Below are 12119 nucleotides of genomic sequence, written 5' to 3' on the forward strand. Positions count from 1 at the left end.
TGCCCTTTCTGTAACGTACCTCGCCGGCCTACCCCCTTCGAGATACTCCCCCGCCCTCCTGTCCCCGCCATGATCCACGTCAATTCCCACCCCAGGGGCAACTGGCATCATAGCTTCCAGCAGCAAAAGACACATTTCACATGCCTGTTATCCAGACCCGTATTTTCCGGGCCTCGCAGGTACCGAAACAAGGAACGCCCATGCCTACCCGGCGCAGCCTCACGTCTTCCGTGGCTCTCCCCTGGCTGATCGGCTTGCTGATGCTTCTGTTCTCCCTGCCGACCCTGGCCATCGAGTTGGAACAGGTACGCCCCGGCTTCACCGACGCGGCCCGGTTGAGCGATGCCGAAGGCACGCTTCCCGCCATGACCGTGGAGAACGACGCGGGAGAGGCGCTGGGCTACGTCTTCGAGAGTGTCGATATCGCTCCCATCCCCGCCTATTCGGGCAAGCCGGTCAATCTGCTGGTGGGCATCGACATGCAGGGCCGTATCGTGCTGGCCGATATTCTCGGTCACGAGGAACCCATCATGCTGGTGGGCATCCCCGATACGAAGCTGGAGGGCTTCGCCGATGCGCACGTGGGCGCCCACGTCAACGACCGGCTCAAGGTCGGCGACAACCTCGACGCCATCTCCGGTGCCACCGTCACCGTGATCGTGGTCAGCGACACCATCCTGCGCGCCGCGCGCCAGGTCGCCGCCGAGCAGGGGCTGATCGCCGACCCCTCCGCCGCCCCCCAGGCCCGGGTGCGTGAAGACGTCTATGCCCCCGCGGACTGGGAAACGCTCACCGGGGACGGCACCATCCGCCGCTTGCACCTGAGCCACGGCGAGGTGGACGAGGCGTTCGTCGGTACCCCCGCCGAGGACTACCTGCACACGCCGCAGCCGGCGGAGCGCACCTTCATCGAGCTCTTCTACACCTACCTCAACCCGCCCACCGCCGGCCGCAACCTGCTTGGCGAGCGGGGCTACGAGCGGTTGATGGCGGAACTCGACGAGAACGAGCACGCCATCGCCGTGATGGGTCGCGGCGATTACTCCTTCAAGGGCTCGGGCTACGTGCGCGGCGGCATCTTCGACCGCCTGGAACTCAGCCAGGGCAGCACCACCGTCAGCTTCCACGACAGTGACCATACCCGGCTCGGCAGCCTCGCCATCGCCGGTGCGCCCGACTTCGCCGAGCGCGACATCTTCATCGTGCGCGAGGCTGCTTCCTTCGACCCGGGCCAGCCGTGGCAGCTCGAGCTGCTGGTGCGCCGCGCCTCGGGCCCGCTGGACACCGAGTTCAGCCGCTTCAGTGCCGACTACAGCGTGCCCGAGGCTTACATCGAGCGGCCCGAACCCCCGCGGGAGGAGCCGATCTGGGTCCAGGTGTGGCGCGACAAGGCGTTCCAGATCGCCGTGCTCGGCGCCGGCCTCGTGGTGCTCACCGGCGTGATGCTGTTCCAGGACGTGCTGGTACGCTACCCGCGCATCATGCGGCCGCTGCGCCTGGGCTTCCTGGTCTACACCCTGGTGTTCATCGGCTGGTACTCGCTGGCGCAGCTCTCGGTGGTCAACGTTCTCACCTTCACCAACTCGCTGATCACCGGCTTCAGCTGGGGGTCGTTCCTGATCGACCCGATGATGTTCATTCTCTGGTCGTTCGTGGCGGTGAGCCTGCTGCTGTGGGGCCGCGGCGTGTTCTGCGGCTGGCTGTGCCCCTTCGGTGCGCTGCAGGACCTGGTCAACAAGGCCGCACGCAAGCTGGGCGTGAAGCAGTATGAGGTGCCCTTCGGCCTGCACGAGCGGCTATGGGCGATCAAGTACATCATCCTGCTGGCGCTGTTCGCCGTCTCGCTGCACTCGCTGGGGCAGGCCGAGCGCTATGCCGAGGTGGAGCCGTTCAAGACCGCCATTACCCTGCGCTTCCAGCGCGAGTGGGGCTTCCTGCTCTACGCGCTGGGCCTGGTCGCGATTTCGGCGTTCACCCACAAGGCCTACTGCCGCTACGTCTGCCCGCTGGGCGCCGGGCTCGCCATCCCCGCCCGCCTGCGCCTGTTCGACTGGCTCAAGCGCCATCGCGGCAGCTGCGGCACGCCCTGCCAGATTTGCGCCAACGAATGCGAGGTGGCCGCCATCCATCCCGACGGCCGCATCAACGCCAACGAGTGCCACTACTGTCTCGACTGCCAGATCACCTACCACGACGACCGCCGCTGTCCACCGATGATCAAGCGCCGCAAGCGCTACGAGAAGGCAGCGCGCGTATCGGGCGGCAAGGGCCGCGTCGAGTTCCACGAACCCGCCAACGCCGTCGACCGGCTGCAGCGTATTCCGACCCACCAAGAGGACTGAACCATGAGTGACAAGAAGCAGATCGAGAACCTCGGTCGCCGCCACTTCCTGCGCAACAGCGCGGTGACCGGCGTCGCCGGGGCCGGCCTGGCCAGCGGCTTCGGCGCCGGCGCGCTGATGAGCAGCCGCACGGCCCAGGCCGCCGCCGGTGCGGAAGGCAGCGTGGCACCGGGTGAACTCGACGAGTACTACGGATTCTGGAGCGGCGGCCACTCCGGCGAGGTGCGCGTGCTGGGCGTGCCCTCCATGCGCGAACTGATGCGCATCCCGGTGTTCAACACTGACAGCGCCACCGGCTGGGGCATCAGCAACGAGTCCAAGCGTATCCTCGGCGAGTCGGCGCGTTTCCTCAACGGCGACAGCCACCACCCCCACGTCTCGATGACCGACGGCCGCTACGACGGCAAGTACCTGTTCATCAACGACAAGGCCAACACCCGCGTGGCGCGCATCCGTCTCGACATCATGAAGACGGACAAGATCACCACCATCCCCAACGTCCAGGCGATCCACGGCCTGCGCCTGCAGAAGGTGCCGCACACCAAGTACGTGTTCTGCAACGCCGAGATGCCGATCCCGCAGGTCAACGACGGCCGCGACATGGAGAACCCGGAGAACTACTGGACCATGTTCAACGCGGTGGACGCGGAGAGCATGGACGTGGCGTGGCAGGTGATCGTCGACGGCAACCTCGACAACACCGACGCCGACTACACCGGCCGCTTCGTCGCCGCAACCTGCTACAACTCCGAGAAGGGCGTGACGCTCTCCGAGACCATGAGCGCCGAGCGCGACTGGGTGGTGGTGTTCGACGTCGAGGCGATCGAGGCCGCCGTCGCCGCCGGCGAGTTCGAGACCCTGGGCGACTCCGAGGTGCCGGTGCTCGACGGCCGCAAGGGCTCCCAGCTGACCCGCTACATCCCGGTGCCGAAGAACCCGCACGGCCTGAACACCTCGCCGGACGGCAAGTACTTCATGGCCAACGGTAAGCTGTCGCCGACCGTGTCCATCATCGCGATCGACAGGCTGCCCGAGCTGTTCGACGATGCCATCGAGCCGCGCGACACCGTGGTCGGCGAGCCCGAGCTGGGCCTGGGGCCGCTGCACACCACCTTCGACGGCCGCGGCTATGCCTACACCACGCTGTTCATCGACAGCCAGGTGGCCAAGTGGCACATCGAGGACGCCATCCGCGCCTACAACGGTGAGGAGGTCAACTACATCCGCCAGAAGCTGGACGTGCACTACCAGCCCGGCCACAACCACGCGAGCCTCACCGAGTCGCGCGATGCCGACGGCAAGTGGCTGGTGGTGCTGTGCAAGTTCTCCAAGGACCGCTTCCTCCCGGTGGGCCCGCTGCGCCCCGAGAACGACCAGCTGATCGACATCAGCGGCGACGAGATGAAGCTGGTGCACGACGGCCCGACCTATGCCGAACCGCACGACTGCATCCTGGTACGCGCCGATCAGATCGACCCGGTGCGGGTGTGGCGTCGCGACGACCCCTTCTTCGCCGACACCATCGCCATGGCCGAGGCCGATGGCGTCGATGTCGAGCGTGACAACAAGGTGGTTCGCGATGGCAACAAGGTGCGCGTCTACATGACCTCCGTGGCACCGACGTTCGGCCTGACCGACTTCAAGGTCAAGCAGGGCGACGAGGTCACGGTAGTGATCACCAACCTTGACAAGGTGGAAGACCTTACCCACGGCTTCTGCATGGTCAACCACGGTGCGCAGATGGAGATCGGCCCGCAGCAGACCGCCAGCGTCACCTTCGTCGCCGACAAGCCCGGGGTGCACTGGTACTACTGCAACTGGTTCTGCCACGCCATGCACATGGAAATGACCGGCCGCATGCTGGTCGAGAAGGCGTGACAGGCAATGGCCAGATGACGCTCTGGCTGCCTTGAGGGCACCGGGACCAGGTTGAAGGCAAATACGGCCTGGTCCCGGCACCCTATAAGTTTGGAGAAATGCATGACCCGACGACCGATCCTCGGCGTCCTGATCCCGATTCTTGCCGCCTGGCTGTCCCTGCCAGGTCTGCTGCTGGCCGCCGACTGGCAGGCCAGCCCGGGCGAATCGCTGCAGCCGCTGGTCGAACGCGCCAGCGACGGCGACCGCCTGCTATTGCCGGCGGGCCGCTATCCCGGCCCGCTCACCCTGGACCGCTCGCTGAGCGTGGTGGCCGAACCCGGTGCCGTGATCGATGCCGGCGGCAGCGGCCATGGCGTCATCGTCGCCGCCCCCGACAGCGTGATCGACGGCCTCACCGTCGAGGATTGGGGCCACGACCTCACCGCCATGGACAGCGGCATCCTGGTGGAGCGCAGCGCTGCCGGCAGCGTCATTCGCCGTTCGCGCCTCGAAGGGCCCGGTTTCGGCATCCGCCTCGACTCGGTGGAGGAGGTGGCGGTGCTCGACAACGTGATTCGCGGCGACACCTCGCTGCGTTCGCAGGACCGCGGCAACGGCATCCACCTCTACAATGTGCGAAATGCACGGGTAGAGGGCAACGACATCCGCGAGGTGCGCGACGGCATCTACATCGACAGCAGCAGCCAGAGCCTGCTGCGCGGCAACCGGATGCAGGACCTGCGCTACGGCGTGCACTACATGTATGCCCACGACAACCGCGTGGAAGAGAACCTGACCCGCGGTACCCGCACCGGCTACGCGCTGATGCAGTCGCGCCAGCTGACGGTCGTGAACAACCGCTCCGAGGGTGACCTCAACTACGGCATCCTGATGAACAACATCACCTACTCGACGCTGCGCGGCAATCGCGTCAGCGGCGTGCGCCAGCCGCTGGACGCGAGCGGCCAGGGGCTGGTCAGCGGCGGTGAGGGCAAGGCGTTGTTCGTCTACAACGCCCAGTACAACCGCTTCGAGGGTAACCGCCTGGCCGAGAGCGACATCGGCATCCACCTCACCGCCGGCTCCGAGGACAACAGCGTGGTGGGCAACGCCTTCGTCGACAACCGCCAGCAGGTGATGTACGTCGCGACGCGCACCCAGGAGTGGTCTGAGGAGGATCGCGGCAATTACTGGAGCGACTACCTGGGCTGGGACCTGGGCGGCGACGGGTTCGGCGACACGCCCTACGAGCCCAACGACGCCATGGATCGCCTGCTGTGGCGCTACCCCGTCGCGCGGCTGCTGATGCACAGCCCCGCGGTCCTCACCCTGCGCTGGGTACAGCGCCAGTTCCCCGTCTTCCGCCCCCAGGGCGTGAAGGACAGCGCCCCCCTGATGACAGAACCCGACTTCGGAGACACCGACTCATGACCGCGGTGATCGAATTTCACGGCGTGACCCGGCGCGACGGCGATGTGGTGCGCCTCGACGCCCTCGACCTCACGGTCAGCGAGGGCGAGGTGCTGGCCCTGCTTGGCCACAACGGCGCCGGCAAGACCACCACCATGAAACTGATCCTGGGGCTGCTCTCGCCCAGCGAAGGCTCGGTTTCCGTGCTTGGCGGCGCCCCCGACGGCCCCCACGCCGAGACGCTGCGCCGTCGCCTCGGTTACCTGCCCGAGAACGTCAGCTTCTACGACCAGCTCAGCGGCCGCGAGGTGCTGGACTTCTTCGCCCGGCTCAAGCGCGTCGACCGCCGCCAGGTCGCCGGCCTGCTCGAACAGGTCGGCCTGGGCGCGGCCGCCAGGCGCCGGGTGAAGACCTACTCCAAGGGCATGCGCCAGCGCCTCGGCCTGGCCCAGGCACTGCTCGGCGAGCCGCGCCTGCTGCTGCTCGACGAGCCCACCACCGGGCTCGACCCCGCCGCCACCCGCGACTTCTACGAGACGGTGCGCACGCTGCGCGAGCGCGGCTGCACGGTACTGCTCTCCTCCCACGTGCTGCCCGGCGTGGAGCCCTACATCGATCGCGCGCTGATCCTCGGCGGCGGCCGCCGCCTGGCGCTGGGCAGCCTCGAGACCCTGCGTGCCGAGGCCGCCCTGCCGATGACCATTCGCGCCCGCGGTTGGCTCGAGGGCGCCGACTGGCAGCGGCCCTGGAACGACACGCGCATCCAGGCCCGGCCGCTCAACGGCCATGAGGTGTCGCTCTCGGTGCCCGCCGACGCCAAGCTCGCCGTGCTGCGCCATCTCTCCACGCACCCCGGGGTCGAGGACATCGAACTGCTGCCGCCGACCCTCGAGCATCTCTACACCCATTTCTCCGCCGGGCTCGCGCCCCGTGAACGAGGAGACGCCCAATGAACGCCATCCTGACGCTGGCCGGCAAGGAGTTCCGCGACGGCCTGCGCAACCGCTGGGTCTGGGCCATCGCCCTGGTGCTGGCGATCCTCGCCGTGGGCATCGCCTGGTTCGGCGCCGCCGCCAGCGGCGGGCTGGGTTTCACCTCGCTGGCCACCACCCTGGTCAGCCTCGCCACCCTGGCGGTGTTCCTGATCCCGTTGATCGCCCTGCTGCTGGCCTACGATGCCGTGGTCGGCGAGCAGGAGGCCGGCACCCTGCTGCTGCTGCTCACCTATCCGGTCAGCCGCAGCTCGCTGCTGCTGGGGAAGTTCCTCGGCCACGGCCTGATCCTGGGCAGCGCCACGGCGCTGGGCTTCGGCGTCGCCGGCGTGGTGATCGCCGTGGGGGCCGAGGGCGTCGCGCTTGGCGAGCTCGCCGCCGGCATGGGCCTGCTGATCGCCAGCAGCGTGCTGCTGGGCTGGGTATTCATCGCCTTCGCCTACCTGATCAGCGTATCGGTCAGCGAGAAGGCCCGTGCCGCCGGCCTGGCGCTGGTGGTGTGGTTCCTCTTCGTGCTGGTCTTCGACCTGGGCCTGCTGGCGCTGCTGGTCAGCGTCAAGCAGGGCGGCGACTGGCTGCCCTGGCTGCTGCTGCTCAACCCCACCGAGCTGTTCCGCCTGATCAACCTGGCCGGTTTCGAGGCAGCGCGCAGCTACACCGGCCTGACCTCCATCGCCGAGGGCGGCGCCTTCCGCCCCGCCGTGCTGCTGCCGCTGCTGACGGCCTGGGTGCTGGTGCCCCTTGGCCTGGCGCTGCTGCGCTTCCGTCACCGTTCCACATGAGCCATCCCTTCGCGACGTCATTTCGAGAGAGATCCATGATCCGTGCCCTTGCCCTGCTGCCCCTGCTTCTCGCCCTGCTGCTCGCCGGCTGCGGCGAGTCGGAGCCCGAAGCCCTGGCCGCCGCCGAACCCATCGAATCCGGTGACAGCTGCCATGTGTGCGGGATGCTGATCGACGAGCACCCCGGCCCCAAGGGCGAGGCCTTCCTCGACAAGAGCACTTCGGCGCTGAAGTTCTGCTCCACCACGGAGCTGTTCGCCTTCTTGCGCCAGCCGGAGAACGAGGCCCGCCTCTCCCACGCCTACGTGCACGACGTGGCCGCCGCGCCCTGGCCGACCCCCGACGACAAGGCCTTCGTCCTCGCCAGCGAGGCCTGGTACGTGGCCGGCCACGACCAGCGCGGCTCCATGGGCCATACCCTGGCCTCGTTCAAGCAGCGTCACCACGCCGAGGCCTTCGCCGAGACCCACGGCGGCGAGCTGTACGCCTTCGACGACATCGACCTCGAGCTGCTGGCGCGCCTGAGCCGCGGCGAACTGGGCGGCGGCGACGATGCCATGGGCAACCTGGCCGGGCACGGCAGCGGGCACTGAGCCCGGCGGGACAGCCCAGGCGCTTCATGCTAGGCTCGGGCGATCGATTTTCGAGGACCCCGCATGCGTTTCAGCGCCCTGCTCGCCCCCCTCCTGGTCGGCCTGGCCCTGTCCGAGCCGGCCAGCGCCACCAACTACAACGTCAGCGATGCCGAACAGCACGAGAAGTGGCACTCCGTGACGCTGTCGCTGGGCGATGAACGCCACTTCCGTGCCCTCGAGCAGACCAGCTACAGCGACTCGATCCTGAGCGTCAACTACACCCCCGGCGTGTGCGACCTGCCGTGGCTCGAGGTGCGCGTCGAGCTCGAGGAGCACCAGCCCGAGAGCCGCGTGGCCAACCTGGTGCCCGGCGACCTGCGGGTCGATCACGAGACCATCCACAGCGGCATGGCGGAGTTCATCACCCAGCGCGGCGACCGCGGCTTCTACGTCAACTTCTATCTCGACACCCAGGACCGGCTGCTCGACGAGATGCGCGCCGGCGAGACGCTGCGCCTGCGCTTCGATCGCGGCGACGAGGACTACTGGTTCATGAGCTTCGAGCTGGCGGGGGCGGACGCGGCCATCGCCCGCGCCGAACGGCAGTGCGAGGCGGCCGGCTGATGGCGACGCTGCTGTTCCGGCTGGCCAACGTCACCGAGGAGGAAGCCTGGGAGGTGCGCCGGCTGCTCGACGAGCACGGCTTCGACACCTACGAGACCCACGCCGGCTTCTGGCGCCTGGGAGTCGATGCCATCTGGCTGCGTGACCCCGCGCAGCTGGACGCAGCCCGCGAGGTCCTCGAGCGCTACCAGGCCGAGCGGCAAGCCCGTGTACAGCAGGAGCATGCCGACCGCGTCGCGCAGGGAGACGCGCCGACCCTGTGGCGGCGCCTGTGGCAGCATCCGGTTCAGATGCTGCTGGTGGCACTGGCGGTGCTGGCGATGCTGGCCCTGACGCTGGTGCCCTTCCTGGGGCTCATCTAGGGAACAGCTGCGTGTCGAGATATTCCACCGTGAGGTAATCCTCGAACGACCACAGGCGCACGAAGCGGCCGCGTTCGGTATCCTCGCTGCCATCGCCGCCCCACACGGTGAGACTGCTCGGTTCCTGCGGCATGCCCCCCTTGAGCTGCTCGAACCACCATTCGGTCATCTCCGCCTCCCAGGGCTGGCCGTAGCGCTCCTCGAGCCGTTCCCTGACGCGCGGATAGTCCGTCACCTCGGGGTGGAAGGCCACTACCAGCGCCAGGGCGTCGCTGCCCGCCGGGAAGACGTAGCGCAGGTCCGTTTGCGGCTCGTCCACTGCGTCCAGCTCGCCGTCGATGAGGCGGTCGCCGTCCTCCGTTTCGCTGGCGGTGAAGTTGACCACGGCGGCGTCGCGTTCCAGCTCGGCCATCACCTCGTCGAAGGCCATGCCTAACTCGGCGCTGCGATAGCCGGCCGGCCCCTCCGCCGCCAGGGCGGCGCTGAAGGCCAGGGCGGCCAGGCTGCCACCGAGCCAGGCCGACGCTTGCAGGTGTCGTCGCATAGTCGCTCCTCTTGCATGAACGGCTGCAATCGCCGGCCGTGCCGGCGTTCGCAGCAAATGGCGCTTTGGTCGTATCATTCGGTCGGCACCACCACGATCATCCCCTGCATGTCCCGGCTCTCGTGCGGACGGCAGCGGTAGGGATAAGTGCCGGGCTCATCGAAGGTCCGCTCCCAGTGCTCGGCGGGAAACAGGCGCTGCGAGCCACGCTCCTCATCGACAAAGTACACGTCGTGGCTGGTGCGTTTCTCCGTGTTGACCCAGCGCACCGTGGTACCGGCCTCGACCTCGAGCTCGGCGGGGTGAAAGCCGTAGTCGCGCATCTCCACTTCGACGACGTCGTTGTCGGCCCCGGCCGCCCCGCTCAGCAGCAGGGCGGCCAGGGCGGCACCGAGGCTCGTCTTGCTGGCCTTTGCCATTCGCCTCTCCTCCCCCGGGCGACGCGTCACTGGTCGATGCGCGTCGCGTTGATCTCCACCATGTCCTCGCCGAAGGCTTCCTCCGGATTCTCCACACCGAAGGCCAGGCCGTACTGGAAGGAGACATGGTGGAAGCGCGAGGCGGCATGGTCGTCGTGGAGCGCCACGTTGAGGCTGTAGAGGCGCTCCAGGTCGAGCGGCTTGTCACCCTCCGTGCCGGTCTTGAGCGCGCGGGTCAGGTAGGCGGTCAATGCGCCATCCTGCTCCTCGACGCTGAAGGCGATGGCCTGGCTGTCGCTGAAGTGGCGCTCGTCGAGGACGTAGCCCGACTCGACGGAGCCGTCGCCACTGTTGTAGCGCGCCAGGTCGAGATAGGCGCCGCCATCCAGCAGTTCCTCGACCTCTGACTCCTCCTTGAGCTTGTCCCAGCCACCGCGAGCGGCGCCGCGACGACCGCGGATCTCGATGTCGGTGCGGCTCTCGCCAAGGTACTTGGTCACGCCGTTGCCGCTCATGAAGTCGAGCCGCTCGGCAAGTTCGCTCGCCGCCAGCGCCTCGGCCTCGGGGGCATCCGGCATGTAGGCGGAATCGTGGTGGCAGCTCGCCCAGCAGCCCGCCCGTTCGGCCATCTCGACGCGATCGTCGGACAGGCTCACGGTCAGCTTGAAGGGGTTGTCCGGGTCCATCATGCCACCGTCGACGAAGGGCAGCGGCGCATGCTCGCCGGCTTCCCACTGGAACTGCATGTAGAGGTAGTCGTCGTCGAAGGCGGCCTTGACGCGCATCGGCACGTGGCCGCGCTTGTCGCCCAGGTCGTAGGTCTCGATCTTTTCCGCGGCGACGGCCAGCGCGCCGATGTCGGTCTCTTCGCCCTGGTGGCACCACAGGCAGCGGTCGCCGAAGCTGAAGGCGCGCCCGCCGCCGTGCTCGCTGCCGTCCTGGATCCATTCGATGGAGGCCTGGCCCGGCAGGAACAGCGTCAGGTCGATGGCCGGCACCTCGTCCCAGTCGAGCGAGGCGGCGATATTGTCCTCGACCGCCGCCGCCTCGCCCAGGTCCTCGGCTTCCAGCGCCACGGGCTGCGCATCACCAGCCTCGCCGGCGTCGCTGTCGACATCGAAGCGGCCCGCCCATACCGGCGACTCGTCCCATGCCTCGGGCAGCTGGTGAGCGATGCCCTGGTGGCACTCGATGCAGGTCATGCCCTGCTCGAAGGCGCGGGCGTGCTCGCGCGAGGCGCGCGCAGCCTGCTGCTCCAGGTCCATCGTCGACCAGTCGTGGCAGTTGCGGCACTCGCGCGAATCGGTCCGCAGCATCGAGCGCCACACGTTCTCGGCCAGGTGGATGCGCTTGGCCTCGAACTCCTCCTCGGTGTCGATCGAGCCCAGCATCCAGTGCCACACCTCGCGGCTGGCCTGGATCTTGCGGATCATCTTGGGCCCCCAGGCGTCCGGCACATGACAGTCGGAGCAGGCCGCCCCCACGCCGGTGGCGTTCTGGTAGTGCGGGCGATCCTGGTACTCCTCGTGGACCCAGCTCATCTCATGGCAGGAGGTGCTGCAGAAGGCGTAGCTGTTGGTGGCTTCCATCACCGTATTGAAACCACCCCAGAAGATGATGCCGGCGACGAAGAAGAACGCGGCGGCACCCAGCGATGCCCCCAGGATAGTGATTCTGCGCCAGTTGCGTGGTCGCTCCCCCATGGTCTTTCTCCCAAAGTGTCGTGACGCGGGTGCCTGCCCTCGACGGCCGCTGCCTGGACGTCGCTGTTGTGTCGGCCCCTTCACCAGCCGCTTCGCAAGGGGGGAGCGGCTGGTGAAGGGGCCGGGGCGCCCGTTGGGCCCCCGGCGGTGTCGGCGGAGACGATCAGCCGACGTGGTGCTTGCGGTTGTAGACGTTGAACTTGCCGGTCGGCGTATTGAGGCCCTCGACGACCGCCTTCACTTCCAGCGTCTTGTCGTCGAAGACGACGATGGCGCCGTCGTTCTGGTGGCCGTCGCCGCGCGCCCAGATCGAGACCCACACCTCGCTGCCGGTCTGGTCGTACTCCATGTGCACCGCCACGGCGTCGTGCTCCAGCGGCCGGTCGGCGACGTGGATCGGGGTCAGCTCGCGGGTCTCCTTGTTCATGACCATGACCCACTGGTTGACGTCGGGCTCGGGGTGCATGGCCTGATCGATCCAGACATTGTCGGAATCGGGGTGGGTA

12 protein-coding genes are annotated in these 12119 nt (G+C 67.8%); 8 read left to right on the top strand and 4 right to left on the bottom strand.

Going from position 1 to position 12119, the window contains the following annotated elements:
- Positions 1-200 precede the first annotated feature (200 nt).
- The 8 genes from nosR (at position 201) to DIS04_RS14315 (ending at position 8947) form a co-directional block, all read left to right on the top strand.
- Entirely contained in the window at positions 201-2342 is a 2142-nt protein-coding gene (nosR, locus tag DIS04_RS14280; RefSeq protein WP_111414460.1) for a transcriptional regulator NosR, read from the top strand.
- A 3-nt stretch (positions 2343-2345) separates the two neighbouring features.
- On the top strand, positions 2346-4220 hold the full coding sequence (nosZ, locus tag DIS04_RS14285; RefSeq protein WP_111414461.1) for a TAT-dependent nitrous-oxide reductase: 1875 nt from the start codon (positions 2346-2348) through the stop codon (positions 4218-4220).
- Between the two features lie 102 nt (positions 4221-4322).
- Entirely contained in the window at positions 4323-5633 is a 1311-nt protein-coding gene (locus tag DIS04_RS14290) for a nitrous oxide reductase family maturation protein NosD (protein WP_111414462.1), read from the top strand.
- Positions 5630-6565: an ABC transporter ATP-binding protein gene (locus DIS04_RS14295; protein WP_111414463.1), complete on the top strand. Its 936-nt coding sequence runs from the start codon at positions 5630-5632 to the stop codon at positions 6563-6565. Before DIS04_RS14290 ends, DIS04_RS14295 begins: the two co-directional genes overlap by 4 nt.
- Positions 6562-7386 (top strand): ABC transporter permease, encoded by an 825-nt coding sequence (locus tag DIS04_RS14300; RefSeq protein ID WP_111414464.1) that lies wholly within the window; start codon positions 6562-6564, stop codon positions 7384-7386. Before DIS04_RS14295 ends, DIS04_RS14300 begins: the two co-directional genes overlap by 4 nt.
- 35 nt (positions 7387-7421) lie before the next feature.
- On the top strand, positions 7422-7979 hold the full coding sequence (locus DIS04_RS14305; protein WP_111414465.1) for a nitrous oxide reductase accessory protein NosL: 558 nt from the start codon (positions 7422-7424) through the stop codon (positions 7977-7979).
- 63 nt (positions 7980-8042) lie between these two features.
- Positions 8043-8585 carry a hypothetical protein gene (locus DIS04_RS14310; RefSeq protein WP_111414466.1) on the top strand — a complete coding sequence of 181 codons (543 nt, stop codon included), beginning with the start codon at positions 8043-8045 and terminating at the stop codon, positions 8583-8585.
- Entirely contained in the window at positions 8585-8947 is a 363-nt protein-coding gene (locus DIS04_RS14315) for a DUF6164 family protein (protein WP_111414467.1), read from the top strand. Before DIS04_RS14310 ends, DIS04_RS14315 begins: the two co-directional genes overlap by 1 nt.
- On the opposite strand, the gene DIS04_RS14320 is transcribed toward DIS04_RS14315, so the two are convergent.
- The 4 genes from DIS04_RS14320 to DIS04_RS14335 all read right to left on the bottom strand — a co-directional run.
- A complete protein-coding gene (locus tag DIS04_RS14320) occupies positions 8940-9491 on the bottom strand; it encodes a hypothetical protein (protein WP_111414468.1) in 552 nt (183 codons plus the stop codon). The two genes, DIS04_RS14315 and DIS04_RS14320, sit on opposite strands and share 8 nt — an antisense overlap.
- A gap of 74 nt (positions 9492-9565) precedes the next feature.
- On the bottom strand, positions 9566-9910 hold the full coding sequence (locus tag DIS04_RS14325) for a cupredoxin domain-containing protein (protein ID WP_111414469.1): 345 nt from the start codon (positions 9908-9910) through the stop codon (positions 9566-9568).
- 26 nt (positions 9911-9936) lie between these two features.
- Entirely contained in the window at positions 9937-11613 is a 1677-nt protein-coding gene (locus tag DIS04_RS14330) for a NapC/NirT family cytochrome c (protein ID WP_111414470.1), read from the bottom strand.
- A 163-nt stretch (positions 11614-11776) separates the two neighbouring features.
- On the bottom strand, positions 11777-12119 hold a 343-nt coding region (locus DIS04_RS14335), incomplete at its 5' end, for a cytochrome D1 domain-containing protein (RefSeq protein ID WP_281270207.1).

The organism is Billgrantia lactosivorans (genome assembly GCF_003254665.1).
Taxonomy (GTDB): Bacteria; Pseudomonadota; Gammaproteobacteria; order Pseudomonadales; family Halomonadaceae; genus Halomonas; species Halomonas lactosivorans.